At 68.9% G+C, this 26,757-nt stretch carries 24 protein-coding genes; 10 read left to right on the top strand and 14 right to left on the bottom strand.

Going from position 1 to position 26,757, the window contains the following annotated elements:
* Positions 1-291 precede the first annotated feature (291 nt).
* Positions 292-1,758 carry an endo-1,4-beta-xylanase gene (locus tag ABZU43_RS14160; RefSeq protein WP_355006935.1) on the bottom strand — a complete coding sequence of 489 codons (1,467 nt, stop codon included), beginning with the start codon at positions 1,756-1,758 and terminating at the stop codon, positions 292-294.
* A gap of 451 nt (positions 1,759-2,209) precedes the next feature.
* Positions 2,210-3,217, bottom strand: a complete 1,008-nt coding sequence (locus ABZU43_RS14165) for a PaaX family transcriptional regulator C-terminal domain-containing protein (RefSeq protein ID WP_355006936.1) — start codon at positions 3,215-3,217, stop codon at positions 2,210-2,212.
* 250 nt (positions 3,218-3,467) lie between these two features.
* On the opposite strand from ABZU43_RS14165, the gene ABZU43_RS14170 reads away from it, so the two are divergent.
* Positions 3,468-4,802 carry a PHB depolymerase family esterase gene (locus ABZU43_RS14170; RefSeq protein ID WP_355006937.1) on the top strand — a complete coding sequence of 445 codons (1,335 nt, stop codon included), beginning with the start codon at positions 3,468-3,470 and terminating at the stop codon, positions 4,800-4,802.
* 81 nt (positions 4,803-4,883) lie between these two features.
* Here ABZU43_RS14170 and ABZU43_RS14175 read toward each other — a convergent pair whose 3' ends face one another.
* Both ABZU43_RS14175 and ABZU43_RS14180 read right to left on the bottom strand, forming a co-directional pair.
* Positions 4,884-6,464, bottom strand: a complete 1,581-nt coding sequence (locus tag ABZU43_RS14175; RefSeq protein WP_355006938.1) for an arabinofuranosidase catalytic domain-containing protein — start codon at positions 6,462-6,464, stop codon at positions 4,884-4,886.
* A gap of 182 nt (positions 6,465-6,646) precedes the next feature.
* The gene (locus tag ABZU43_RS14180) at positions 6,647-8,443 is read right to left on the bottom strand and encodes an RICIN domain-containing protein (protein ID WP_355006939.1); all 1,797 of its coding nucleotides are present in this window, start codon (positions 8,441-8,443) and stop codon (positions 6,647-6,649) included.
* Between the two features lie 337 nt (positions 8,444-8,780).
* On the opposite strand from ABZU43_RS14180, the gene ABZU43_RS14185 reads away from it, so the two are divergent.
* From ABZU43_RS14185 to ABZU43_RS14200, 4 genes are all read left to right on the top strand, one after another.
* Positions 8,781-10,022, top strand: a complete 1,242-nt coding sequence (locus ABZU43_RS14185) for an extracellular solute-binding protein (protein ID WP_355006940.1) — start codon at positions 8,781-8,783, stop codon at positions 10,020-10,022.
* Between the two features lie 147 nt (positions 10,023-10,169).
* Complete coding sequence (locus ABZU43_RS14190; RefSeq protein ID WP_355006941.1) at positions 10,170-11,009, top strand: sugar ABC transporter permease; 840 nt, start codon at positions 10,170-10,172, stop codon at positions 11,007-11,009.
* The gene (locus ABZU43_RS14195; RefSeq protein ID WP_355006942.1) at positions 11,006-11,830 is read left to right on the top strand and encodes a carbohydrate ABC transporter permease; all 825 of its coding nucleotides are present in this window, start codon (positions 11,006-11,008) and stop codon (positions 11,828-11,830) included. Before ABZU43_RS14190 ends, ABZU43_RS14195 begins: the two co-directional genes overlap by 4 nt.
* A 56-nt stretch (positions 11,831-11,886) precedes the next feature.
* Positions 11,887-13,599, top strand: coding sequence for a trehalase family glycosidase (locus ABZU43_RS14200; protein WP_355006943.1), 1,713 nt, complete (start codon positions 11,887-11,889; stop codon positions 13,597-13,599).
* A 9-nt stretch (positions 13,600-13,608) separates the two neighbouring features.
* Here ABZU43_RS14200 and ABZU43_RS14205 read toward each other — a convergent pair whose 3' ends face one another.
* Positions 13,609-14,622, bottom strand: coding sequence for a LacI family DNA-binding transcriptional regulator (locus tag ABZU43_RS14205; protein ID WP_355006944.1), 1,014 nt, complete (start codon positions 14,620-14,622; stop codon positions 13,609-13,611).
* A 205-nt stretch (positions 14,623-14,827) separates the two neighbouring features.
* On the opposite strand from ABZU43_RS14205, the gene ABZU43_RS14210 reads away from it, so the two are divergent.
* Positions 14,828-16,312, top strand: a complete 1,485-nt coding sequence (locus ABZU43_RS14210; RefSeq protein ID WP_355006945.1) for an arabinofuranosidase catalytic domain-containing protein — start codon at positions 14,828-14,830, stop codon at positions 16,310-16,312.
* A gap of 65 nt (positions 16,313-16,377) precedes the next feature.
* Here ABZU43_RS14210 and ABZU43_RS14215 read toward each other — a convergent pair whose 3' ends face one another.
* The 4 genes from ABZU43_RS14215 to ABZU43_RS14230 are packed head-to-tail and all read right to left on the bottom strand — an operon-like array spanning position 16,378 to position 19,016.
* Positions 16,378-16,578 carry a hypothetical protein gene (locus tag ABZU43_RS14215; protein WP_355006946.1) on the bottom strand — a complete coding sequence of 67 codons (201 nt, stop codon included), beginning with the start codon at positions 16,576-16,578 and terminating at the stop codon, positions 16,378-16,380.
* A 56-nt stretch (positions 16,579-16,634) separates the two neighbouring features.
* Positions 16,635-17,414 (bottom strand): MerR family transcriptional regulator, encoded by a 780-nt coding sequence (locus ABZU43_RS14220; RefSeq protein ID WP_355006947.1) that lies wholly within the window; start codon positions 17,412-17,414, stop codon positions 16,635-16,637.
* A gap of 46 nt (positions 17,415-17,460) precedes the next feature.
* Complete coding sequence (locus ABZU43_RS14225) at positions 17,461-18,222, bottom strand: ABC transporter permease (RefSeq protein WP_355006948.1); 762 nt, start codon at positions 18,220-18,222, stop codon at positions 17,461-17,463.
* Positions 18,219-19,016, bottom strand: a complete 798-nt coding sequence (locus ABZU43_RS14230) for an ATP-binding cassette domain-containing protein (protein WP_355006949.1) — start codon at positions 19,014-19,016, stop codon at positions 18,219-18,221. Before ABZU43_RS14230 ends, ABZU43_RS14225 begins: the two co-directional genes overlap by 4 nt.
* A gap of 179 nt (positions 19,017-19,195) precedes the next feature.
* Between ABZU43_RS14230 and ABZU43_RS14235 the strand changes: the two genes are divergently transcribed.
* Positions 19,196-20,650: an alkaline phosphatase PhoX gene (locus ABZU43_RS14235; protein WP_355006950.1), complete on the top strand. Its 1,455-nt coding sequence runs from the start codon at positions 19,196-19,198 to the stop codon at positions 20,648-20,650.
* Between the two features lie 82 nt (positions 20,651-20,732).
* Here the strand turns inward: ABZU43_RS14235 and ABZU43_RS14240 are convergent, their stop codons facing one another.
* The 4 genes from ABZU43_RS14240 to ABZU43_RS14255 all read right to left on the bottom strand — a co-directional run bounded on the left by ABZU43_RS14240 (position 20,733) and on the right by ABZU43_RS14255 (position 22,544).
* Entirely contained in the window at positions 20,733-21,149 is a 417-nt protein-coding gene (locus ABZU43_RS14240; protein WP_355006951.1) for a VOC family protein, read from the bottom strand.
* Positions 21,150-21,275: 126 nt separating this feature from the next.
* Positions 21,276-21,488, bottom strand: a complete 213-nt coding sequence (locus tag ABZU43_RS14245) for a hypothetical protein (protein ID WP_355006952.1) — start codon at positions 21,486-21,488, stop codon at positions 21,276-21,278.
* A gap of 64 nt (positions 21,489-21,552) precedes the next feature.
* Positions 21,553-21,927 carry a cupin domain-containing protein gene (locus tag ABZU43_RS14250; RefSeq protein WP_355006953.1) on the bottom strand — a complete coding sequence of 125 codons (375 nt, stop codon included), beginning with the start codon at positions 21,925-21,927 and terminating at the stop codon, positions 21,553-21,555.
* Positions 21,928-22,046: 119 nt separating this feature from the next.
* On the bottom strand, positions 22,047-22,544 hold the full coding sequence (locus ABZU43_RS14255) for a YcxB family protein (RefSeq protein WP_355006954.1): 498 nt from the start codon (positions 22,542-22,544) through the stop codon (positions 22,047-22,049).
* Positions 22,545-22,901: 357 nt separating this feature from the next.
* Here ABZU43_RS14255 and ABZU43_RS14260 point away from each other — a divergent pair, with 357 nt between their 5' ends.
* The 3 genes from ABZU43_RS14260 to ABZU43_RS14270 all read left to right on the top strand — a co-directional run bounded on the left by ABZU43_RS14260 (position 22,902) and on the right by ABZU43_RS14270 (position 25,682).
* Positions 22,902-24,134: a cellulose binding domain-containing protein gene (locus ABZU43_RS14260; protein ID WP_355006955.1), complete on the top strand. Its 1,233-nt coding sequence runs from the start codon at positions 22,902-22,904 to the stop codon at positions 24,132-24,134.
* An 85-nt stretch (positions 24,135-24,219) separates the two neighbouring features.
* The gene (locus ABZU43_RS14265) at positions 24,220-24,810 is read left to right on the top strand and encodes a DinB family protein (protein WP_355006956.1); all 591 of its coding nucleotides are present in this window, start codon (positions 24,220-24,222) and stop codon (positions 24,808-24,810) included.
* A 17-nt stretch (positions 24,811-24,827) separates the two neighbouring features.
* The gene (locus ABZU43_RS14270; RefSeq protein ID WP_355006957.1) at positions 24,828-25,682 is read left to right on the top strand and encodes a DUF4253 domain-containing protein; all 855 of its coding nucleotides are present in this window, start codon (positions 24,828-24,830) and stop codon (positions 25,680-25,682) included.
* Between the two features lie 21 nt (positions 25,683-25,703).
* On the opposite strand, the gene ABZU43_RS14275 is transcribed toward ABZU43_RS14270, so the two are convergent.
* Positions 25,704-26,750, bottom strand: a complete 1,047-nt coding sequence (locus ABZU43_RS14275) for a serine hydrolase (RefSeq protein ID WP_355006958.1) — start codon at positions 26,748-26,750, stop codon at positions 25,704-25,706.
* Between the last annotated feature and the right edge of the window lie 7 nt (positions 26,751-26,757).

The following is a 26,757-nucleotide window of genomic DNA, read 5'->3' on the forward strand; positions in this document are numbered from 1 at the left end:
GATGGCGATGCCACGATCCGGGCTTCGTGGCAGGCCGCGCCGAACTGCGCGGTACGACGTCCTGGCTCCCGGTGGCCGGGTGACCCGCGGGGTGAAAATTAGCGGGTGATACGTCATACGTCAAACGATTGCCATCGATCTGCGCGATCATGCCAAGCGGCGACCTGACGGTTACGGCGGCCCGCCCCCGGATGGGGCGGGCCGCCACTCGTCACACCTCGCCGGGGGCGGGCGCCGGCCGGATCCCGAGCAGCCGGCAGCTCCCGCTCCCCCGGTCGATGGCGCCGGTCGTCAGCCGATCCGGACCAGTTGCCACTGCTGGTTGTTGCCGCCCCAGTCGGCGTACTGGACGATGTTTCCGCCGTCGGCGGTGGAAGAACCCTGCACCTCGACCGCCTTGTTGCTGTTGCGGTTGATCAGACGTACGTAGCCGTCGGCCGAGTTCGCGAGTCGGAACTGCTGGTTCGTCCCGTTGAGGTCGGACCACTGCACGATCGCGCCGCCGTCAGCGGTGGAGAAGCCGCTGACGTCGAGCACCTTGCTGGAGTTGCGGGACTTCACCCGGTAGTAGCCACTGCCCGAGTCGACGAACTGCCACTGCTGGTTGACGCCGTTGTTGCGCGTCCACTGGCTGATCCGCGCCCCGTCGTTGGTGGCCGAGGCGTACACGTCCAGCGCCTTGCCGCTGTTGCGGTTCAACAACACGTACCAGGCGCTGGTGTCCACGCCGGAGCCCGGCGGGGGCGTGGTGGGCGGGGTCGAGCCGCCGTTGAGGGCGTCCAGGACGGCGGTGTACGCGGCCTTCTTGTTGCCGTTGCAGTCGAACAGCAGCGCGTTGTCCGAGCCACGCCACGAGTCACAGTCCCGTACACCCCAGGTGGTGATGCCGGTGCAGCGCGAGACGGCCAGGCAGGCGCGCGTGACAGCGCCGTAGATGTTGGCCTGGTTGCCGCCGGTCATCACGTCCAGCTCGGTGATCTGGACGTCCACGCCGAGGTCGGCGAACCGCTGGAGGTTGGCCTGGTAGTCACCGGCCAGCGAGGTGCCCAGGTGCGACTGGAAACCCACGCAGTCGATCGGCACGCCACGGGACTTGAAGTCCCGCACCATGTTGTAGATGCCGGTCGACTTCGCGTTGACCCCGTCGGTGTTGTAGTCGTTGTAACACAACTTCGCACCCGGATCCGCCGCCCGCGCCGCCCGGAAGGCCGCCTCGATCCAGTCGTTGCCGGTGCGCTGCATGTTGGAGTCACGCCGCCCACCCGAACCACCGTCGGCGAACGCCTCGTTCACCACGTCCCAGGCGTAGATCTTCCCCCGGTAGTGCGTGGCGACCTGGGTGACGTGGTTGATCATCGCGTTGCGCAACGCGCTGCCCGACATGCCCTGCGCCCAGCCCGGCTGCTGCGCGTGCCACAACAGGGTGTGACCCCGCACGCTCATGCCGTTGGCCTGCGCGTGACTGACCAGGCGGTCACCACTGGAGTAGGTGAAGGTGCCCTGCTGCGGCTCGGTGGAGCTCCACTTCATCTCGTTCTCGGCCACGACACTGTTGAACTCACGGTTCAAAATCGTCGTGTATGCGCTGGTCGACAGCTTGCCGACGGCGACAGCCGCGCCGAAGTAGCGGCCCTTCTCGGCGGCGGCCGCCTTCAGGGTCGTGCCGGCACCGGATGCGGGGGTCAGCGCCACCGTCATACCGGTGGTGAGGGCGACGGCCATGGTCGCCGCCGCCAGCATCGTTCTCATGGGTTTCATGGCGTTCCTTTTCAGTGGTTGCATCGGTGGTGGTGATGTGCCACTTCGCTCGGAACAGCTGATCGGGGCGGTCCTCCTGGCCGCCCGGCATCAGCACGCACAGTCCGAGAGGGCTGTCGCCGGCGCCTGCCGGGTCCCGAGGTGACGTCCGCATGCCCTTGCGGACGTCGTGATCGGTGGGCCGATCGGTACGGCTCGCCCGGTGAGCCGAGACAGCGATCGTCCTCTATATCGAGAGTGAGCGATAACATGCCGTTCGTCAAGACGTAACGGGCCGTTCACGCCGATCTCCCGGAACGCCGCGTTTCGCCCGGTACCAAACGCCCTGGGTGACAGTGCTCAACCGCCGCGCGACCAGCGGACGAGTCTCACCACCGAGCCAAGGAGACCGCTTCAGAGGGCAATCCTGTTATCGCTCACAGTCGTCACCCGACAGCAACTGCCCAACGGCTCACGAACACCCGGTGGCCGTGGCACTCGCAGACGGCTGCGCCGGGTCGGCATCGGCGCGTATGCCGGCGACGAGGTCGGCGGTGGTGTGCGCCTCGATGCCGGGCTGCGCGGCGTCGGCGAACCGCTCGACGACCGCCCGGACGTGTCGTTCGGCGGGTGCGGCGAGGCCGTCGTAGACGGCCTCGAACAGCTCCCGCGCCGGCTGCCTGAGCCACTCCCGTGGAAGGAGTTCCACCGGCAGCTGCGGGTCGAGGACGGGGAAACGTCGGAAGGTGTCCATGACCTCGGTCCGGGCCCGCACCGCCGCGGCACCGTCGACCTGCCCGGACGCCACGGCGGGCAACAGTGGCGTCCAACGACGCAGGAACGCGTCGTAGCTCCGGCTGATCGCCTCGATGTCCCAGGCCTCGATCGGCGCACGGTGAATGGTCGAGGCGAGCGCGGTCTGCCGCCCACGAAACACCGTTACCGCGCCGAGGGTGAGCTGGTCGAGCTGGGCCCGAGCCGCGGGGGTCAGCTTCTGCGGCGAGATCCACAGCCCGTCGTACAGCGGCGCGTAACCGAGCCACCGAAGTTGCGCCCGCAGCGCCCGGCGCTGCGTACTGCGGTCCTGCGGCAGCGAGAAGGCGACGATCGTCCAGCTACCGTCCCACCGGCCCGTCGAGGTGGTGGAGGCGAGAATCCAGTGCCCTCCGGCGGAGAGATTGGCGGCGGCTGCGCGGCTGAGCCGGTAGGAGCTGCGTCGCCCCAGTCGACTGCCCTCCAACACGCCACGGCGGGCCAACCGGCTGATCGCGGTCCGCGCTCCGGCCGTCGTCACGCCGGTCTCGGCGAGCAACGCGACGATGGCGGCGGACGGCAGGGCGACCCGGGTCCGCAGCGTGTAGTCGGCCAACAGGGTCACCGCGACGCCCTGCGGTGAGTTGCCGACCTGCCGGCGGGGCAGCCGGAGTGGGCGGTCGCCGTCGTCCGGATAGATCTCGTCGATGTCGAAGAGGCTTGCCACAGGCGCTCCGTGCTCCTCGGGGACGGTATGACGACTGTAGACGGACGGGCGTGACCCACCACAAATCGAGATTTCTCGATTGACACTTGTTGGTCCGGGGGGAACACTAATTGCCACGCGACGCCATCCGAAGCCGGGCTGGGCGAACCACAGGTAGCGGGCAACGTGCGATCACCGCGGGAGTCGGGCAGACCCGCAACCGGATCGCACGACCAATCCAGCCTGCACAGGCAATCGAAGGAGTCGTGCGGTGAAAATCAGAAGGAAACTGCTACTCACGCTGGCCGCGTCACTGGTCGCGGCCGGCCTGGTGGCCCCCACGGTCGGGCCCGCGTACGCGGCGTCACTGACCGAGGTGACCAGCTTCGGCGACAACCCGGGCCGGATGCGCATGCACGTCTACGTGCCGGACAACCGCCCCGCCCGGCCGGCGGTCGTGGTGGCGATGCACGGCTGCGGCGGGTCCGGCCCCGGGTTCTACTCCGGAAGCGAGTTCGCCAGCCAGGCCGACCGGTACGGATACATCGTGATCTACCCGTCCGCGACCCAGCAGGCCGGCTTCGGCAACTGCTTCGACACCTGGTCGGACGCCGCCAAGCGGCGTGGTGGGGGCAGCGACCCGGTGTCGATCATCAGCATGATCCGGTACGTGCAACAGCAGTACTCGGCCGACCCGGAGCGGGTCTACGCCACCGGCAGCTCATCCGGCGGCATGATGACGAACCACATGCTGGCCCTCTATCCCGACGTGTTCAAGGCCGGCGCCGCGTTCATGGGCGTGCCGTACAACTGCTTCGCCAACGCGGCGGACTACCCGCCCGGCAGCAGCCAGTGCACCGGCGGGAACATGAACCGGACTCCCCAGCAGTGGGGTGACGCGGTGCGCCAGGCATACCCCGGCTACTCGGGGCCACGGCCGCGGGTGCAGCTGTGGCACGGCACCAGCGACACGCTCGTGCCGTACTCGCTGTTGCAGGAGACGATCGAGCAGTGGACCAACGTGTTCGGGCTGAGCCAGACACCCACCTCCACCGACACGCCCCAGGCCAACTGGAACCGGCGCCGGTACGCCGACAGCAGCGGCACCGTCCAGGTCGAGGCGTACAGCATCCAGGGTGCCGGGCACAGCCTGCCCTCCGGAGGGATGGCCGCGTCCGCCATCGCGTTCTTCGGACTGACAAACACCACGACCCCGCCCCCGACCACCCCGCCCCCGACCACCCCGCCGCCCACCACCCCGCCCCCGACCACGCCGCCGCCGGCCTCCGGCGCCTGCCGGGTGACGGTCGCCATCAACGCCTGGAACACCGGTCTGACCGAGAACATCACCGTCACGAACACCAGCACCAGCGCCGTCAACGGCTGGTCCGTGGTCTTCACCCTGCCCAGCGGTCAGACCATCACCTCAGGCTGGAACGCCACCTACTCGCCCAACTCGGGGCAGGTGACAGCCCGCAACGTCGCCTACAACGGCGGCATCCCCGCCAACGGCTCGGTGAGCTTCGGCTTCCAGGCCAACCACAGCGGTAACAACGCCCGACCGTCCTCGTTCACCCTCAACGGCGCGGCCTGCACCGTCGCCTGAGACCAGGTCGACGTCCACGCGACCGTGCGCCGGTCACCACGAGGTGGTGACCGGCGCACGACTCGTACCGCGTGGTCAGGATCAGCGGTAACCGGCGGTCACCACGCTGGCCTGCACGGCGTTCTCGACCGCGTCGGACGGATAGCCGGCGACCATCGCCCCCTCGTAGAAGGTGCCGGCGCTCAGGTTGGCACCGCCGTCGGGCTTGCAGCAGTCACCACCGCTGCCCAGGATGATCGCGCCCTGCTTCTTCATCGGGCTGTATCCGGGCGGGAGCGAGCCGTCGTACAGCGTGTAGAGGCTGCCGGCCTGCGCGTCGCTGCCCTTGATGGCGAAGCGGGTGGTGCCGTTGTTCTTCAGCGTCGCGGTGACGAACTTGCTGGCGAACGAGCGTTGGTTCGGGTTCCAGGAGCTGCTGCCGCCCGGGAAGAGACCCCACTCCAGGTCCGCCTGCACCCACGGGCCACTGCCCGAGCAGCCGCCGAACCAGCACTGCTTGCTGAAGTTGATGGCGTCCATCGCCCCGGCGGCGTCGGCCTTGCGGGTGGTCTCACTGTTGCCGTAGTCGAAGCAGCATCCGCTGTTGACGTGGGTGCCGCTGGTGACCATGTACATGCCCTCGGGCGCCGCGCCGGTCGGCACTCCGGTGAGGTGCCCGTCGCGCCAGTAGCTGTTGCCCGGGTTGATGTAGAGCGAGTACGCCTTCGCGCCACCCACGGTCAGCGACTCCGAGGTGGCGATCGCCGGCTTGCTCTGCGGGGAGCCCGGAACGACGCTCGACCCCTGGTACCAGAGGTCGTTGCCGCGCCCGGACTGGTCGAAGACCACTGTGATCACGCAGGTCGTGCCGGTGCAGAACGAGTCCTGCGTCGCCGCGTTGGCGGTGCCGCCGGTGCCCGTGAGCCCGATGTTGCGGGTCGTGTTGTCCGACGAGCGTCGGACCTGGTAGAGGTTGCCGGCGTACGCCTCGTAGAGCGCCCGCGTGGTGCTGTGCGCCGCGATGCACGGGGTGCCGCCGGAGGCGTAGATGTCGCACGGGCGCGCGCCGGTCGGTGGGTTGGTCGGCGGCGGGGTCGTGGTGGTCGGCGAGGCCCACTGCTGGTTGGCGCCGCCGTTGCAGGCCCAGAGGATGATCTTGGTGCCGTTGGCGGTGCCGGCGGCGTTGGCGTCGAGGCACAGCCCGGACTGCACGCCGGTGATGGTGCCGTTGCTGTTGACGTTCCACTGCTGGTTGTTCTGACCGTTGCAGTCCCAGATGATCGCCTGGGTGCCGTTGGTGGTGCCTCGGCCGGAGGCGTCCAGGCACTTGTTGCCGTACACCTGGATCTGCTTGCTCGACGTCCACGTCCAGGTCTGGCCGGCGGCGCCGTTGCAGTCCCAGAGTTGTGTCTGGGTGCCGTTCGTGGTGCTGGAGTTGGGCACTTCGAGGCAGCGGCCGGACGGCGTGCCGACGATGGGGGTGCTCTGCCCGGGCGGGATGGTGGCCGCCGCGGCGGCCCTGGCGGCGAAGGGCGAACTGGCGGGGGTGGCGCCGACGCCGATGCCGACGACGACGAGCACCCCGGCCAGCGCACCGGCCAGGAGGGTCAGACGTCGGACGCGTTGGCGTTTCGGGATGAGGTCGCGGGCTGTTCCTGACCCACTGCGGGACGGGGTTCGCACGAGGTGGCTCCTCGGAGTCGTGGAAGCGCGGGAGATCGTCGACGCGCCACGGGTGGGTGGTGGCGATGGCGAATCGCTGCGAATGGTAGGACCTTTGTTTAATTCATGTCAATGAATGTGATGTCCGGTGACGCGCTGACTGCCAGGGCCGACAGCCAGCGCGTCACCTGCCCCCGGGACGACTACCGCCCCAGGAGCCGCCAGGTCTGGTTCAACGGGCTGCCCTGGTTCACCGCCCTGCAGGTCCACTGGTGGACCAGCGCGCCGGCCGCCGTGGAGACCGCGTTGACATCGACGCACTTGCCACTGTGCCGGGCGACGAGTTGGTAGTCGTGCGAGTCGTTACCCGAGTAGGTCACCTTGCGCAGAGCAAACTGCTGGTTGGAACTGTTGAGGCAGGTCCACTGGTGCACCGCCGCGCCGTCGGCGGTGGACACACCGCTGACGTCGAGGCACTTGCCACTCTGCTGGTTGACCACGGTGTAGGTGTTGGCCACGCCAGCGACCGGGACGAAGTTCCAGAGCTGCTGGTCACCGCCGTCGCAGTAGTTCTGCTGTTGGACGTTGCCGTCGGCGGTGCTCAGCCCGGCGTTGTTCAAACACTGCTGCGAGTGCTGGGCCACCGCCACTGACTGGAAGCCACCGTCCGAGGGGGGCAGCAGCGTGACGGTGTACGTGTCGGTCTGGTTGGTGTACGGCACGGTCACCGTGGCGTTGTTGTTGGACACCCCGACCACGCTGTTCGAGACAGTGACCGGACCCGCCACGGCACCGCCACCGTTGTGCGGGATGCGTTGGGTGACGACCCGGACCTGGTTGTTCTGCACGATGCCGCTGGTGGTGTCCAGGCGTTGCAGGTTGACGGTCAGGTTCCCGGTGGTACGACCAGCGCCGACCAGCACCTTCGCCACTCCGGCCGTCTTCGTGGCGTACGCGTCGTACGACTGGCTGGGGGTCACCGCGACGATCTCCCCGACCTGGGAGGCGTAGTAGCGGTAGTTCCACCACTCCCCCTTGGGCTGGTGCTGCCCGGCCGAGTTACGGATCAGCAGGTTGCCGAGGTCGTTGTGCAGGCTGCCGCCGCTGGCCCAGTTCGCCCGCAGGCCGTCGGCCCGGGCCCGTTCCAGGCGCGCGATGTACCAGGCGCCGTCGGCCGGGTTCTGCTCGTCGGGCGCGCCGTACTCGTTGATCTGGTACGGGCGGGGGTGGGCGATGCCGCGCGGGTCGAGGGTGGCGTTGGCGGCGGCGACGTTGGCGACCGGGTCACCGGGCAGCGAGTGCCAGCTGATGATGTCCGGCACCGTGTTCGTCGAGCGGACGAAGTCGAGGTACTGGTTCCAGAAGGTGTGGTTGGTCGACGGTACGCAGGCGCAGCTCGGCCCGACGATGAGCTGGCTGGGGAACTCCGCCCGGATGCGCTGGTAGGTGCGCCGCCACAGCTCCAGGTACTGGGAGATTGGCCGGTTCCAGAAGATGGTGATGTTCGGTTCGTTCCAGATGTCCCACTGCACCGACAGCCCGGACGCCCGGACGTCGCTGATCAGGCGGGTCAGGAAGTTGTCGTAGTCGGTCCAGTTGCCGTTGTCACCGGGGAAGCGGGAGATCCCGGCGCCGTCGGCACCCCAGAGGTCGTGCGGCAGGATGATGAACTTCCCGCCGAGGGCTGTGGTGCGACGTGCCTGGGCGAGCGTGGAGTTCCAGCGACGGTCGTAGGTGCCGCCGACCCAACCACTGCCCGGCAACTGCGCGCCACCGGCGCGCATGTACTGGAACTTGACGTCCCGGTAGAAGTGGTCGGCCGGACCGCTGGCGTTCTCGGTCATGCCGTAGATCCAGCCGGAGGCGCGGTAGGTCGGCGCACCGTTCGTGGTGGCGAAGTTGACGCTGATCGACTCGTCGGCGGCCTGGGCGGGGGACGGGACGACGGTGACGGCGGCAGCGGCGGCGAGCAGGCCGACGACGAGTCGGGCCACGGACACGCGGGCTCGTCGTGACCGGCCGGGGGACGGGGTTTTCACGGGCGGCTCCTTGGTGGGGCGCGGGGGACGCTCTCCGGAGGGCAGCGCTTGCGAATCGATTCGCACGGATCGTAGGACCGGGGACTGAACGATGTCAATGAAGTGACGCCCCGGTGAAGACCATGTTTCTCAGCGATCTCTCTGACGCGCCCAACTGACCCTTGACCCCCGGGCATGGCCAGACCTATCTTCGGGCGAACCGATTCGTCGAATCGGTTCGCCTCATGGTTGGGCTGCTCCAACCCGCGACGATCAACCGACAAACCCCACCTGACGATCGATTGAAGTGAGGCACCACATGACCGGATTCAGTCGTCGGCGGCGCCTGGCCGCCGTCGCCGTGATAGCTCTCGCCGCAGTGACGGGCAGCGCCTGCTCGTCGTCCGCCGACGGCCCCGCGGACAGCGGCGGCGCCTACCTCGTCTGGGACCCGTATCCACAGTTCACCGACGACTCCGAGTGGGTGGCGCTGCTCAAGAAGTGCGGCACCGACGCGGGGGTGACGGTCGAGCGGACCGGATACGACACCACCGACCTGACCAACAAGGCGCTGCTCGCCGCCCAGCAGGGAAACTCACCGGACGCCCTGATCGTCGACAACCCGGTCATCTCCACCCTGGCCGAAGCCGGTGCGCTCACCACCACCGACGACAACAAGCTCGACGTCTCGGCCATGGAGAAGAATCTGCTCGGCGCCGGCCAGAGCGACGGCAAGACCTACGGGGTGCCGATCGGGGCGAACACCCTCGCCCTCTACTACAACAAGGATCTGCTCACCGCCGCCGGCGTCGATCCGGCCGCCATCAAGGACTGGGCCTCACTGACCGCGGCACTGACCAAGGTGAAGGCCAAGGGGAAGAAGGGCATCACCTTCTCCGCGATCGGCACCGAGGAGGGCAGCTTCCAGTTCCTGCCCTGGTTCTGGGGCTCGGGCGCCCAACTGACGAGTCTGGATTCACCGCAGGCGGTTTCCGCGCTGACGCTCTGGACCGACTGGCTCAAGCAGGGCCACGCCCCGAACTCCATCATCAACAACACCCAGACCACGAGTTGGCAGGAGTTCGCCACCGGCGACTACGCGTTCGCCGAGAACGGCACCTGGCAGCTGGCCAACGCGGAGAAGCTCGGCTTCTCGTACGGCACGATCCCGATCCCGGCCAGCGCGGGCGGCCCGGCCCCGGCGCCCACCGGCGGTGAGTTCGTCTCCATTCCGGTGCAGAAGAAGACCGGCCGGTACGCGACGTCGCAGAAGCTCGTGACCTGCCTGACCAACGCCGACAACCTCCTCACCACGGACACCACGCTCTCCTACGTCGCACCCGTCGCCGCTGTGCAGGAACGACAGGCCACAGCGGACCCCAAGCTCAAGGTCTGGGTGGAGGCGGTCCGGGCAGCCAAGGGCCGCACGGGTGACAACCTCGGCACCAAGTACCCGAAGATCTCCGAGGCGCTGTGGACCGCTGTGCAGTCGGCCCTCAGCGGCGGGAAGTCGCCACAGGAGGCCCTGGCCGCCGCACAGACCGCCGCCACCTCCAGGTAAGTGATCCGAACCGACACCATGCCCTCCACGACCGAGACCACTGCCGTACGAGACCAGGATGGGGCGGCGACCGCCGCCCCATCCGGGCCTCCCCCGTCCCGTGCCCGTCGGCCCAACCGATGGATGGCGTGGGGCTTCCTGGCACCCGTGACGATCTACCTGGCGGCCTTCTACGCCTACCCGCTCTACCGCAATGTCGAGTTGAGCCTGCGCGAGTACACAGTCCGCTCGTTCGTGCAGGGCGGGGCGCCCTTCGCCGGCCTCGACAACTACCGGACGGTCCTGACCGACCCGGCCTTCGGGCCGACGCTGACCCACACGGTGGTCTTCACGGCGGCCTCGCTCGCCTTCCAGTTCACCATCGGCATGGCCCTGGCCCTCTTCTTCCACCAGCACTTCCCGCTGTCGCGCACGCTGCGGGCGCTGATCCTCGTACCGTGGCTGCTGCCACTGATCGTCTCGGCGTCGACCTGGTCGTGGCTGCTCAACAGCGACTCGGGGCTGGTCAACGCGGCGCTCGGCGTCGTCGGGATCGACCCGGTCAACTGGCTCACCTCGCCGGGCTGGTCACTCACCTCGGTGATCATCGCAAACGTCTGGATCGGCATCCCGTTCAACCTGGTGGTGCTCTACAGCGGCCTGCAGGCGATCCCGACCGAGATGTACGAGGCGTCCGCGCTCGACGGCGCGACGGGGTGGCAGCGTTTCTGGGGGATCACCTTCCCGCTGCTGCGTCCCGTCTCCCTGATCACGCTGCTGCTGGGGCTGATCTACACGCTGAAGGTCTTCGACATCATCTGGATCATGACGAAGGGCGGTCCGACCGGCTCCTCGGCAACGCTGGCCACCTGGTCGTACCGGCTCGGCTTCGGCAACCTGCTGCCCGATTTCGGCCCGGGCGCGGCCATCGGGAACCTGCTCATCGTGCTGGCTCTGATCGCCGGCCTGGTCTACATCCGGATCGAGCGGAGGCAGCAGCTGCGATGACCACCTCGACGCCTCGGGCCTGGTGGAAGACCGGCGTCGGCCTGGTGCTGACCGGGCTGATGCTCTTCCCCGTCTACTGGATGATCAATGTGTCCTTCACCCGGGACCAGGACATGCGGGCCAGTCCCCCGCACCTGTTCCCCGTCAACGGCACCCTGGACGGCTACCGGGCGGTGCTCGACCAGCAACTGCCGTACCTCGGCATCAGCTTTCTGGTCGGTCTCGGCACTGTGGTGCTGACCGTGGCGCTGGCGGCCCCCGCCGGCTACGCGCTGGCGAAGCTTCGGCCACCCGGCGGCCCGGCGCTGAGTTTCCTGCTGCTGATCGCGCAGATGATCCCGGGGATCATCATGGCGATGGGTTTCTACGCCATCTACCTCACCCTCGGCGTCCTCAACACGCTGCCCGGCCTGATCCTGGCCGACACGACGCTCGCGGTGCCGTTCGCTGTCCTGATCTTCACGGCCTTCATGTCCGGCATCCCCGACGAGCTGCTCCAGGCCGCCGTGGTCGACGGCGCCGGACGGCTACGGACCTTCTGGTCGGTCGTGCTGCCGGTCAGCCGCAACTCGATCGTCACTGTGTCGCTCTTCGCGTTCCTGTGGTCCTGGTCGGACTTCATCTTCGCCTCGACCCTGGCCGGAGGCGGCGACTACCAGCCGATCACCCTCGGCATCTACCACTACATCGGCAACAACAACCAGCAGTGGAACGCCATCATGGCCACCGCCGTCGTCGCCTCGATCCCCGCCGCCGTCCTGCTGATCCTGGCCCAGCGGTACGTCTCGATGGGCGTGACCGCCGGCGCCGTCAAGGACTGACCAACCGCCGCGGTCCAGGACAGACCACCCGCACCACAGAAAGGCACCCGCCACCCATGACCGTCGCCCCGTCCGGTCCGGAGTTCGGAATCCAGGACATCCCGTTCAGCTACCGCGGATCCTGGTTCAACATCTCCCCGGTGGTAGCCGAGAAGACGTACGCCGACGACCTGCACCTGGTCTCCCACCAGACCGGGATGCACCCCGTGCTGCGACTCACCCCCACTGTCGCCGGCGCCACTGTCGTCGCCACGCCCGCACTGCTGACCTGGCGCAACGGGGCCGACCGGATCGAGGCCGTCTACGACGGGCCGGACACCCTGCGGATCCGGGGCCACCGGCTCGGCCTGCGGGTGGCCGCCGCCGCGCACACCCTCACCCCCTTCAGCGGCACCTACCTGTACGCCGACCCGGTCGACGGATCACATGTGTTCACCTCGTACGAGACCGGTCGCCGCTACCGGGTCACGGTGCTCTCCGGCGCTCCGCTGCGGACCCGGGGTGCGCAGGCGCTCGGCACGGCCGACCGCTCCCTTGACCTTTCCGGCGACCAGCCGTGGGAGATCGCGATCGAGGAGTACGCCACCGCCCGCCGCCCGTACGCCGGATCCGTCGCCTTCGAGCAGTTGCGCCGCGACCGGTTCGCGGAGTTCACCGCGTTCGTCGACGCGATCGCGCCCTGGCGCGGCCCGGAGACCCCGGCCGCCGAGCTGGCCGCGTACGTCCTGTGGTCGGCCACTGTCGCCCCGGCCGGCTTCGTCACCCGGCCGGCCGTCCTGATGTCCAAGCACTGGATGGACAAGGTGTGGAGCTGGGACCACTGCTTCAACGCGATCGCCCTGGCGGCCGGCGAGCCGGAGCTGGCCTGGCACCAGTTCCAGTTGCCCTTCGACCACCAGGACGAGACCGGCGCGCTCCCCGACTCGGTCACCCATTCCGAGGTCCTGCACAACTACGTGAAGCCCCCCATCCACGGCTGGGCCCTCCGTCACCTGCGCCGACGCCTTCCCCAGCCGCCGAGTCGGCTGGCGCTGGCGCAGACGTACGACCGGCTCGCCCGCTGGACCGAGTTCTGGCTGGACGCGCGGCGGGCTCCCGGCCACGACCTGCCGCACTATCAGCACGGCAACGACAGCGGTTGGGACAACGCCACCACCTTCGACGAGAACCGGGTCCTGGAGACGGCCGACCTCGCCGCGTTCCTGGTCTCGCAGCTTCGCTGCCTCGCCGACCTCGCCACCGAGCTGGGTGAGCCCGCCGACCGCTGGTGGCAGGAGGCCGACCGGATCCACGGGGCCATGCTGCGCGACCTGTGGGACGGCGAACGCTTCCACGCCCGGGACCCTCACACCGGGCACCGGCGAGCCAGCCGGAGCCTGCTCGACCTGATGCCCGTCGCGCTCGGGGCCGACCTCCCGGCCCCGGTCGCCGCCGCACTGGCGCGCGGCGTCGAGACCCACCTGACCACGCACGGTCTGGCCACCGAGCCGACGGACTCGGCCCACTACCTCGCCGACGGCTACTGGCGGGGCCCGATCTGGGCGCCCTCCACCGTCCTCGTCGAGGACGGCCTGCGCCGGGCCGGGCAGACCAGGATCGCCGACGACATCAGTCGGCGGTTCCTCGCGCTGTGTGAGAAGTCCGGCTTCGCGGAGAACTTCGACGCCGAGACCGGCACCGGGCTGCGGGACCGCGCCTACACCTGGACCGCCAGCAGCTATCTCATCCTCGCCGCCGCCCAGGAGGAGCGGCGGGTCAGGGGCGGGTAACCGGTCGGATCAGCGGCCCCGGACCGGGCCGGTGCTGGAACGCAACGAGATGGGCGGGCTGTACAGGCGGTGTCGTGGCACGGCACCGGGAGCCGCGATGATCTCCAGAAGCAGCGACACCGCCTCGGCGCCCATCTCGACCATCGGCACGTCGGCGGCGGTCAGCGGCGGGCGGAAATCCTCCGCCCAGTGCTGCGCGGCGACTCCGGTGACGGAGAAGTCGCGTGGCACGGACAGCCCGGCGCCGGTCAACGCCCGCTGCATTCCGGGCAGTGCGGCCTCGTTGATGGTGGCCACCGCCGTGACCTCCGGGTGCGTCGCGAGCAGTTGCTCCATACACGCCTCGCCGGAGGCGGTGTCGTCGCCGCTGCAGACCTCCACGCCGGTCAACCCCCGCTCGGCCGCCGCAGTACGGAAGCCGGTCAGCGCGCGATGACTGGGGCCGTACCCGGCGGCCACCAACTCGGCGGACCGGTTCACTAGTGCCACGTGCCGGTGCCCCAGGTCGGCCAGGTGCTGCACGCACCGGGCGATCAGCCCGGCGTAGTCGATGTCGATCCAGCTCATCCCGTGCGGCTCGGCGGTCCGCCCGATGGTGACGAACGGCAGCCCGGCCTTGGTCAGCCGGGTCACCCGGTCATCCGCCAACCGGATCTCCATGAGGACCACGCCGTCCACCCGGCGCCCGGTGACGATCCGCTCGAACGACCGGTCATGGTCGCCACCGGAGGGGGACAGCAGCACGTCGAGGTCGTGGCGGGCGGCGGCTTCGACGACGCTGGCGACGAAGCCGAGCTGCATGTCGGTCAACCGCTGGCTCGCCGGCGGGATGACCAGCCCGAGGGTGCGGGTGCGCCCCTCCTTGAGAGCGCGGGCGCTGGCGTTCGGCCGGTAGTCCAACTCGTCGATGACCGACTGGATCCGTTGCCGGGTCGCCGCCGACACGCTGCGTTTTCCGCTGAGCACGTAGGAAACGGTGCTGCGGGACACCCCCGCCCGGCGAGCGATCTCCCCGATGTTCATCAATCGCCCTCGAATCGACTTTTGCCCCGACACGGGGACGCACCTTGCTCCGCTGACCAGCATATCCGTCCTCAGGCTCATCGATCGATGACCAACGTGTGCCAACTAGCGTCAATAGATGGACGACCATTAATGTCACAGGTATGACGTGTGACGTCAATTCCATCGCCGCACCCCACCCCACCACGCACCCCGAAAGGATCCGATGAACGTGCAGAGAAAGCTGGGTCGCCTGATGGCCGCCGCCGGGACCCTGTTCGTCCTCGTCCTCGTCGTCGGCGCCGGCGCCTACGTGGTCTCGGACGCCCCTGGCGTCGCCCACGCCGCCGGCACCGGTCCATGTGACATCTACGCCTCCGGCGGCACGCCGTGCGTGGCCGCGCACAGCACCACCCGCGCGCTGTACGGCGCGTACAACGGCCCGCTCTACCAGGTCCGACGATCGTCGGACAACACCACCCGCGACGTCGGCGTGCTCAGCGAGGGCGGCTACGCCAACGCCGCCACCCAGGACACGTTCTGCGCCAACACCAACTGCGTCATCACGATCATCTACGACCAGTCCGGCCGCAACAACCGCCTCACCCAGGCGCCCCCCGGCGGCTTCGCCGGCCCCGCCCCCGGCGGTTGGGACAACCTCGCCGACGCGAAGGCGGCCCCGGTCACCGTCGGCGGGCAGAAGGCGTACGGCGTCTACATCGCCCCCGGCACCGGCTACCGCAACAACAACACCAACGGTGTCGCGACCGGCGACCAGCCCGAGGGCATCTACGCGGTCGTCGACGGCACGCACTACAACCAGTGGTGCTGCTTCGACTACGGCAACGCGCAGACCAACAGCCTCGCCGACGAACGCGCCATCATGGAGACCGTCTACTTCGGCGCCAACAAGCAGTGGGGCTACGGGGCCGGGGCCGGCCCCTGGATCATGGCCGACCTGGAGTGGGGGCTGTTCTCCGGCATCAACGCGGGCTACAACAACATCGCGTCGATCAACCACCGTTTCGTCACCGCCATGGTCAAGGGCGAGCCGAACCACTGGGCGATCCGGGGCGGCAACGCCCAGTCGGGCAGCCTGACGACCTACTTCGACGGGCCACGCCCCAACGGCTACCACCCGATGAAGAAGGAGGGCGCCATCCTGCTCGGCATCGGTGGTGACAACAGCATCACCGGTCGCGGCACCTTCTTCGAGGGCGTACTGACCTCCGGCTACCCGACGGCGGCCACCGAGAACGCCGTCCAGGCCAACATCAACGCCGCCGCCTACGCGCCGACCGGCGGCGGCAACCCGCAACAGAACGTCCAGGTCGTGGGCGGGCAGTCCAGCCGCTGCATCGACGTGCCGAACGCCAGCACCACGAACGGCACCCAGGTCCAGCTCTGGGACTGCATCAGCAACAGCACCGCGCAGCGCTGGACCTACACCGCTGGCAAACAACTCCAGGTGTACGGCAACAAGTGCCTGGACGCCTCCGGCCGAGGCACCACCAACGGCACCCAGGCGATCATCTGGGACTGCAACGGCCAGAACAACCAGCAGTGGAACGTCAACAGCAACGGCACCATCACCAGTGTGCTGTCCGGGCTGTGCCTCGACGCCAACGCCGCCGGCACCGCCAACGGCACCAAGATCATCCTCTGGGCCTGCAACGGCGGCACCAACCAGCAGTGGTCCACCCGTAGCTGACCCACCGCACGATTGATCGGCAGTGCCGCCTCCGCACCACCGCCGGGGGCGGCACTACCGACGACCTAGTCGCGCCGGATCACCCCCGTCACCTCGTCCAGGGCCGCGATCTCCCGCCGGACGCCCGCGCCCCAGGTGGCGTAACTCGGGTCGGTCTCGTCGGGCACCCGCGGGTAGCGGACCTCGTACGCGTCCCCGAGGTCCCGGCTCAGGCTGTCGACCAGCTTGTCGTCCCACTCGTCATCCGTGTGCTGGTGGCGCGACACCTGCACCAGCCCTGCGGGTTCGTGCGCGGCGAACCACCAACAGAGCTGACAGCCGATCAGGTGGACGGCTCTGCCAGCCGCTCCAGCCGCGCCAGACCATCCCAGCCACGCTCGCGCATCAGATCCAGCAGTCGCTGCACCCGCGGGTCCGCCTCGACGGCCAGCGCGTCCAGAAGGTCGAACGGTAGATCGTCCTGCGCCACCTCACCGAGGTCGATCTCGCCGGAGCGGTAGGCCTGCTCGGCGAGGCTCGCCAGGATGTCGGCGGCCTCCACCAGAGACGCGTCGTCGCTGGTGTCGCTGTCGAAGATCTCCGACAGGATCCGATAGAGCCGAATGAGTTGCGGGTCGTCGAGCTGCGCGATCTTGCTGGGCATCCATTCGCGGACCCGATCGGGCCAGCGGGCCGACATCAGGATCCAGCTGTCCCGCTCACCCGACACCACCCGCTCGGAGACGCCGATGTCCCGGAGCCGGTCGAGGTAGGCGGTCACCTCCGGCGCGAGCGCCAGACGATCCCCGGCGGCGAGTTGCGCGATCTGCCTCCGGCTGGTCTCCAGTCGTGCGATCTCGTCGCCCAGTTGCCTGTCGATCTCCTCGACCGCGGCCGCGAAGGTCGACGCGTCGGCCTCCAGCATCTGACCGATCTGGGACAGCGGCACGCCGGCGTTGGCGAGAATCCGGATCCTGATGAGGGACACCACCGCCCCTGCGCTGTACCGCCGGTAGCCCGAGGCGTCCCGCTCGGGCTCCGGCAGCAGGCCGATCTGGTGGTAGTGCCGTACCGCCCGCACCGTGACGCCGGCGTACGCCGCGAGTTGACTGATCGTCAGCATGTCCTGATCCTGCCCCTCGAGTCGCTCGGCCCCCCTCGAATCGCGCTCAGGAGATCTTGCGACGGTAGGTCAGGTTGGCGAAGAGGTAGGCCACCACGAGGATGCCGACGCACCAGGCGAGGGCGGTCCAGATGCCCGATCCGACCGGCTTCTGCGCGAAGAGGTCGCGGATCGCGTTGACAATGGCGGTCACCGGCTGGTGCTCCGCGAAGGCGCGCACCGGGCCGGGCATCGACGCGGTGGGCACGAAGGCCGAGCTGACGAACGGCAGGAAGACCAGGGGGTACGAGAAGGCGCTCGCGCCGTCCACCGACTGGGCGGTCAGGCCGGGAATGATGGCGATCCAGGTCAGCGCCAGGGTGAACAGCACCAGGATGCCGGCCACGGCGAGCCACCCCAGCACGCTCGTCCCGGTGCGGAAGCCCATGAGCAGGGCGACGAGGACGACGACGACCAACGAGATCAGGTTGGCGACCAGTGAGGTCAGCACGTGCGCCCAGAGCACCGAGGATCGTGCGATCGGCATGGACTGGAACCGTTCGAAGATGCCGCCCTGCATGTCCAGGAAGAGCCGGAAGGCGGTGTACGAGATGCCCGAGGCGATCGTGATGAGCAGGATGCCGGGGAGCAGATAGTTCACGTACGAGTCGGAGCCGGTCTCGATCGCGCCGCCGAAGACGTAGACGAACAGCAGCATGAAGGCGATCGGCATGACGGCGGTCGTGATGATGGTGTCCGGGCTGCGGGCGATGTGGCGCAGTGAGCGTCCCAGCAGGACTGTGGTGTCGCCGAGGAAGTGCCTGTTCATCGTTGTTCCTTCTCAGTCTTGGCGCCAACGAGGGTGAGGAAGACGTCCTCGAGGGTCGGTTGCTTCTCGACGTACTCGATCTCGGCGGGTGGCAGGAGCTGCTTGAGCTCGTCGAGGGTGCCGTTCACGATGATTCGTCCCTCGTGGAGGATCGCGATCCGGTCGGCGAGTTGTTCGGCCTCGTCCAGGTACTGGGTGGTGAGCAGCACCGTCGTGCCGCCACGGGCGAGTTCCTTGATCGCCTGCCACACCTCGATACGCGCCTCCGGGTCCAGCCCCGTCGTCGGCTCGTCGAGGAAGATGACCGGCGGGTTCCCGATCAGGCTCATCGCGATGTCGAGACGGCGACGCATGCCGCCGGAGTACGTCCGCACCCTCCGGGCGCCCGCTTCGGTCAGCGAGAAGCGCCTCAGCAGGTCGTCCGCTATCGCACCGGGCTCCTTGAGGTGCCGCAGCCGGGCGACCAGGATCAGGTTCTCCCGCCCGGTGAGGATCTCGTCGACCGCCGCGAACTGCCCGGTGAGACTGATCGACTGCCGTACCTCGGCGGCCTGGGTCGTCACGTCGAAGCCGGCGACCCGGGCTGTCCCGCCGTCGGCCCGCAGGAGCGTGGCCAGGATCCTCACGACTGTGGTCTTGCCGGCACCGTTCGAGCCGAGCAGGGCGAAGATGCTGCCCCGCGCGACGTCGATGTCGACGCCACGCAGCACATTGAGCTGCTTGAACGACTTCTCCAGACCAAGCACGTGGATCGCGGCCTGCTCGGTCTGAGCTGTTGTGTGCGAATTGCTCATGGCGGCAGCATGGAGGGTTGACGCAGCGTCAAGGTCAAGCCCGATGGCCCGGCGACGCGCGGGCGACCCTGACTCTTAACTCCGATGTCACCACCCGATCCCACTGGTGACGTGTCGCTGTCCACCCGAAGGAGTTGGCTGCCAGTCGTCGCACTTGCCTGGACCAGGAGTTGATCCACGTGCCTTCGTCTCGTCGTACCTTCCTCGCCAGCGGCGCCGCCGCCGGTGTCGGCCTTGCGGTCGCGGGCGGCCTGCCGTCCCTGGCCCAGGCCAGCCCGGCCCGGCCGCACCCGCCGGTGAAGCCCGGTAACGTGCCCTTCCCGCCGCTCGTGGACGACCCCAAGGGAATCCTGGCCCTGCCCAAGGGCTTCAGCTACACCATCGTCACCCGGACCGGTGTGACCCGGCTCGACCGCGGCCAGGGCCCCACCCCGTCGGACCACGACGGCATGGCCGTCTACGACGCCGGCCACGGTCGGTACACCCTGATCCAGAACCACGAGATCGACCCGGGCGCCGAGTTCGGCGTACCGCATGTCAAGGGAACGGTCTACGACGCGGGTGCCGTCGACGCCGGCGGTTGCACCGTGATCAGGACCGACCTAGCGGGCCGCAACCTGGGTGAGTTTGTGGCGCTCTCCGGCACCATCTCCAACTGCGCCGGCGGGCCGACCCCCTGGGGCACCTGGCTCACCTGTGAGGAGACCGAGGACCGGGCCGGTGACAAGTGGGAAGAGGGCGGCCGGTCCGGCGTCTACCAGAAGGACCACGGCTACGTCTTCGAGGTGTGGGCCGACGGCAGCGCGGACCCGCGGCCGATCAAGTGTCTGGGCCGCTACTCCCACGAGGCGCTGGCCGTCGACAAGGACCGCACTCGGATCTACCTCTCCGAGGACGCCGACGAGCCCAACGGCCTCTTCTACCGCTGGACGGCGCCACACGGCGTCAAGGTCGGTCCGGGCGTGCTCACCCGCCTCGCACCGAACGCGGGTGTCCTCGCCGCGATGCAGATCATCATGGATGACGGTTCGGTGCTGCCGGACGTCGCGTACCTGACCTCCGCGCAGTTGGGCCGCCCCTTCCCGGTCCGGTGGATCGAGGTGCCGGACCGCGACGCGCGCACCAGGTCGGTACGCGAGCAGTTCGCCGACGGCCAGGTCACCCGCGGACGCAAGTTCGAGGGCGTGTGGGCCACCGACGAGGGCGTGTACGTGGTCAACTCCTACGCCTGGGACGAGGGTGACCTGCCGGCCGACGCGGCACCGCACGACGGAATGGTCTGGTTCTACAACTACCAGAACCAGACCATCCAGCTGGTGACGTACTTCCCGCACCAGACCGCCTCCGAGGAGGGTGCGCCGGTCAAGTACACCGACCTCACCTTCGACGGCCCGGACAACGTGACCGTCACCCCGTGGGGAAGCCTCGTGCTCGCCGAGGACGGCACGGGCGCCTCACACGTGCTCAGCACGATCCCGGGTGGGCCCACCTACCCGATCGCCCGTAACCAGCTCAACGACTCGGAGTTCTGCGGGCCGACCTTCAGCGCGGACGGCAAGGTGCTCTTCGTCAACATGCAGGACCCGGGCCTCACCCTGGCCATCACCGGTCCGTGGGAGAAGTACCTGGGCTGACCGAGCTCGAACGCGGGGGCCGGGCGACCCGCCCGGCCCCCAGCAGGCTCGGCCGCGCTCAGGAGACGCGCGGCGGGCGGCACTAGTCGAGGCAGAACTCGTTGCCCTCGACGTCCTGCATGTTGAGGCACGACTCGTTCTCGCCGTCGGCGAGCAACAACTGCCCGCGTACCGCGCCGAGCGGGATCAGCCGCGCGCATTCGGCCTCGATGGCGGCCAGGCGCTCCTCGCCCACCAGCCCGGTGCCGACCCGCACGTCGAGGTGCACCCGGTTCTTGACGACCTTGCCCTCGGGCACCCGCTGGAAGTACAGGCGCGGGCCCACACCCGACGGGTCACTGCACGCGAACCAGGAACCCTGCTCGGAATTGACATCCTCCCAGGTGGCGAACCCTTCCGGGGCCGGCGGCGGGACGTACCCCAGCACCTCACACCAGAAGAGGCCGACGCGCACCGGCTCGGCGCAGTCGAATGTCACTTGTACCTGCTTGACCGACATCCGTTCACCTTATGAGTCGCGCTGCCGCCGCTGTCCGCTCACCCCAGTCGCCAGGGGGCGCATCACACCCGGGGCGCCGACGACGTCATACGCGCGACGACCACGGCGCCACGAACCCCGCAGACGTCAGTGCGTGGTGTGCGTTCTCGGTGTCGCCGCCGCGCCCGAGCGCTTGACCAGGACCGCTCCGCCAGCGACGAAGATGACGCCGAGGATCACCCCGACGAGGTTGCTCTGGGCCAGGCTGGAGACGACCGCCAGCACGCCCACGACGATCGCCAGTACGCCGAGGATCCGCATGGGGTACCGACCGACAGACTTCACTTGTTCACTCGTCATGGTTGCGTTGTGCCCAGCGCGCCGATCGCGCAAACGGCGGTGATCGATGACCGGCCGTAGGTGCTCACTCCACCTTGGTGAGAAGTGGTTTCCCCTTCTCGACGACGTACGTGGCCAGTTCGACAGCGATACCGTCGCCAACGTTACGGGCCTGGTGGTGCACACCGTACGGGACCGTGAGCGCGTCGCCCGGATTGCACACCATGGGCGGCTGCCCGTCCAGCCGGTACTCGAGCGTTCCCTGTAGAACGCAGATGATTTCCTCGCCGGGGTGGAAATGCTTGAACGGAGGCGAATCCGGAGTGAACTCGACCCGAGTCTGAATGACCTCCCGCCCCGGGATGCTGAGGTCGTGCCGTTGCAGATCGATCCGCCACAGCCCTGGTGCTGACTCCACCGCTGTGGGGCTGATCCCCGCAGGTCGATCCTTGGTGCTCATGACGGCCTCCTGTGAGCCGTCGGGCCGACGGCCATTACTCGGACTGGTGCATCCCAGTCGAGAATAGGTAGCCGCGGGCGATCAGGGGCGGGGATGCCGACACGGGGCGGCAGCCGAGTTCACCGACGGGGCAGCAGCCCTCGTTCGGACATGTGCGCGCGCAACGTCTCGGCATCCTCGGGGGACATCAGCCAGCGGGGGATCACGGTCGCCGGCATTCGGCCGACGTACACGACCCAGAAATCTCCGGCCTCGCGCACCTGGGCAACCCCGTCCCAGGCGATGCCGCCGGACTCCGAGCCGCTGCGCATCATGATGTTGTCTTCGGTGATGTCGTAGGCGCCCTCGACGGCGTAGTTACCGGAACGGCGTCGGGCGCGGGCCAGCACCCACGGCCGGTACAGCATCGACAGCACGCCGCCCACTACCAGCGCGGTCCACAGCGGGGAACTCCGCTCGCCCCACCCGAGCCCTCGCGAGACGACGAGACCGATGACCCCGACCGCCGTCAGGACCGCCCCGATGTAGCCGAATCTGCGTAGCCGGACGTTGCCGAGCGCCGCGGCCACCCGGCTCGGGTAGGCGGGATCGGCGGGGACGTCGAAACGGATGTGCACGCCAGAACGATAGTGCCTCCGCCCGCCCGGGAAAGCGCCTTGCCCCGCCTCACCTGACAAGCCTCGGCGATCCGGGTGCGGCAGTCTGATCAGAGTCAACCAGAAATTGACACCTTTCACTGCGACAGTGATAGTGACTGCATACAGCTCCCATCGGAGCGCCTGTAGGGACCGCGGCCGGGCGGTCGCCGGCGCTGAATGAGCGGGCAGTGGCGACCGGGGGCACGGCCGCCACGCGGGCCGCGACGCGCACACGTCGACCAGACCCGTGGCCAGCGCTGACCACCTCTCGTCGGGGCGCGAGTGACACACCCGCCGCCGCAGGGAGCGCCACCGTGACTGTTCCTGGAGGATTCAATGAGAAGGCGAGCAAAGATCTACGCGGGACTGGCGGCCGCCGTCGTCCCGGTCACCTCGGTGATCATGGCGCTCAGTGGGGCACCGGCGTCCGCCGCCATCGGCGGTTCCGGCCCCTACCCGGCCGACTACGAAACCTCGGCGACCCTGGCCAACCACACCATCTTCCGGCCGCAGACCCTCCCCTCCGAACGCCTGCCCATCGTCGTGTGGGGCAACGGCGGCTGCTCGGCCAACGGGCTCTCCCAGGGCAACTTCCTCCGCGAGATCGCCTCCCACGGCTTCCTCGCCATCGCCAACGGCGCCCCGAACGGATCCGGCTCCACCAACTCCCAGATGCTCACCCAGTCCATCGACTGGGCGGTCGCGGAGAACTCCCGGCAGGGCAGCAAGTACTACAACAAGATCGACACGAGCAAGGTCGCTGTCGCGGGCTTCTCCTGCGGAGGCCTGGAGGCGTACGCCGTCTCGAACGACCCGCGCGTCACCACGACCGGCATCTTCAGCAGTGGTCTGCTCAACGACGCCGACGACTACCAGCTCAGGAGGCTGACCAAGCCGATCGCCTACTTCGTCGGCGGGCCCAGCGACATCGCCTACCCGAACGCCATGGACGACTGGGGCAAGCTGCCCGCCGGCCTGCCCGCCTTCATGGGCAACCTGAACGTCGGGCACGGCGGCACCTACGACCAGGCCAACGGCGGCGAGTTCGGCCGGGTGGCGACCCTCTACTTCAAGTGGCGCCTGAAGGGCGACACCACCGCCGGCCGCACCTTCGTCGGCACCGACTGCGGTCTGTGCCGCACTCAGTGGACCGTCCAGCAGAAGAACCTGACGCTCGACGACGGCACGCCACCCACCACGCCCCCGCCCACCACGCCACCCACCACGCCCCCGCCCACCACGCCGCCGCCCACGACGCCGCCGCCGACCGGCACGCCTGGCTGCACCGCTGTCTTCGCTGTCCAGGACCAGTGGAACGGCGGCTTCGTCGCCAACGTCAGCGTCACCGCGGGGAACGCCCCACTGACCGGCTGGCGGGTCACCCTCACCCTGCCGAGCGGCGCGTCGGTCAGCTCGCTCTGGAACGGGGTCAGCAGCGGCACCAGCGGGACCATCACGGTCGCCAACCAGAGCTACAACGGGCGACTGGCCGCAGGTCAGGCCGCCAGTTTCGGCTTCCAGGGCACCGGCAGCGGCAGCGGAACCACAGCGAGTTGCGCCGGAAGCTGACGCCCCGGCCACGTCGAGTCGTTCGGCGGGCCGGTGCCCCGGCACCGGCCCGCCGAGCCCCGGCGGATAGGGAAGACTGGCGCGCATGGCTGATCTGAGCGATGCGAAGGCCGCGCTGCACCACTACCTCCGGGGCAACCGCGAAGACCTCATCTGGAAGCTCGACGGGCTCAGCGAACGGGAGGTCAGGCTGCCCCGCACGGCGACCGGAAACAACCTGCTGGGCGTGGCCAAGCACTGCCTCAACGTCGAGGCCGGCTACTTCGGGCCCACCTTCGGCCGCGAGTTCCCGACGCCCGACGAGCTGGTCCCGCTGGCGGCGTTCGACGAGGACCCGCAGGCCGACTGGTACGCCCGTGAGGACGAGACGAAGGACGGGCTGATCGACCTGTACCGCCGGGTCGGGGCGTTCGCCGACCAGACGATCGAGCAGCTGCCGCTCGACGCGCCGGGGCAGGTGCCGTGGTGGCAGCCAGGTCGGCAGGACGTGACGCTACAGCGGATCATCATCCACGTGACCTGCGACCTCGCCCGCCACGCCGGGCACGCCGACATCATGCGCGAACAGCACGACACGGTGGTCGGCCTCGGGCGGAACAACAGCAACATCCCCGACGACTACGACTGGCCGGCGTATGTCAGCAAGCTGACGAAGCTTGCCGACCAGTTCGGGTGATCGGCAAAGCTGTCGGCGTGCGAGACGACCTCGACCAGATCGAAGCGGCCTTCCGGGGCACACCCCTGGCCGGCCTGCCGATCGGGCACGGCCCGTCGGGCGCCATCCTCGTCGCCGACGTCGACCCCGACCGTCTGCACGAGGTCTGGCAGGCTGCTGAGGCGCTGGTCCCGGTCATCGGACGCCGGCCCGTCATGGTCACCGACGACTTCGACGACGCGCTGACGATCCGGTCCGAGCCCGAGCAGGGTCCGTCGGAGTCGCAGCTGCGCACGTTCGTCGAGGCGGCGGCGTCTTCCGAACCCTGGCTGACCTACCGCCACTACAGCGAGGACCAACACGTCGACGAGGACGAGATCGGGTTCTACGCGCGTGGCACGACCGGCGTCGACCTGACCGACCTGGTGCCGGACGTGGTGCTGCCGACACCAGTCTCGGTGCTGGAGCGGGCGCTGTACGACCGGCTGCTCGCCGACGTCGACCTGCACGCCGAGGTGCTTGACAACGTGCGGCTCGTGACGCAGACCGAGTACTGGTACACGCCGGACAGCGTCCTGCTCATGTTGCTGCCCACCAGCGACGTCCGCGGCTCGGCGTACTGGGTGGACTTCTACGGTGCGCTCACCCAGGAGGATCAGCAGCAACTCGCCGAGGTGCTGGCGCAGTGGCGGCACCGGTGGAACGCCCGCCTGGTCGCATCGTGGGGCACCATGCTCCAGTTTCACGTGGGTCGTCGCCCGACGCCGGGCGACGAGGCGTGGGCTGCCGCCGGTCAACTCAAGGCGCTCGCTCCGAACCTCGAACTGAGCCGATGGGAGGTCGCCGTCGCCCTGCCGGCCGGTGACGCCTGGTTCGTCCACAACCGACCCTGACCGACACGGTCCCCACGCAGTTCAGCCCTCGGCGACCTGCGCAACCGTGACGGTACGAGAGACTTCCCGGATCAGATCGAGCGGTTCCTCGGTCCAGTGGGAGGCGAGGACGAGCTCCCGGGCCGGGTCGACCCACAGCAGGTGTCGTCCGCCATTGCCCCGGGCACTGCGGCCGGTCGACGGGGCTCCCGGCCAGGGCACCTGCTCATCGTTGAGCCACCACAGATAGCCGTACTCCCGTTTCACCGGGCACGGGTCCCAGGACTGGTCGACCCATTCGGCGCTGAGCAGCCGGGTCCCCGCATGGGTCCCGCGGTCCAGGAAGAGCTGCCCGATCAGGGCCAGGTCCCGGGCCGGGACGATCAGTCCCCCGCCCCAGTGCGCGCCGCCGGAGACCACCTCGACCCGGCGACCGTCGAGATCGACGACACTCGTCCGGTACCCGTGCCACGACCACCGGTCCGAGGCGCCCACCGGGTCCATGACCCGCTCCCGCAGCACCTCCGGCAGCGCCCTGCGCAACAGCAGCGTCAGCGCGTACGCGAGCAGGTTCATCCGTACGTCGTTGTACGCCCACCCCTGGCCCGGGGGTGTGCCGTGCACCTCGGTCCGCTCGCGGAAGCTCTGCGCGTCGACGCTCGTCGGCTTACCCCACAGCTCGCCCTCCCACTGGCTCGACTGCTGCAGCAGATGACGCCAGGTGATCTGCTCGTTGTGCGGCCCCCGGAACTCGGGAACGTCGACGACCTGGTGCACCGGTTGGTCCGGCACCAGCAGCCCGTCGTCGAAGGCCAGGCCGGCCACCACCGACACGACCGACTTGGTGACGCTGAACGCCATCTCCGGGACGTCCGGGTCGCCCCAGGCCGCGACCTCCCGACCGCCGACCCGGACGACACCACTGGCCCCACTGGCGGCACGCAGCGGGCCGACGACCTCACGGTGGCTCGCGTCGGCGACCTGTGCGGCCAGGTAGGTCTCGATGTCGGCGGCGTCTCTGGTCCACCGGGCACCGAACTCCTGGAGGGTCCGCTCCAGCCGTTGCTGATCCACCGCCACATCACCCATGCCCAGC

Source organism: Micromonospora sp. NPDC005205, assembly GCF_040608275.1.
Lineage (GTDB): Bacteria > Actinomycetota > Actinomycetes > Mycobacteriales > Micromonosporaceae > Micromonospora.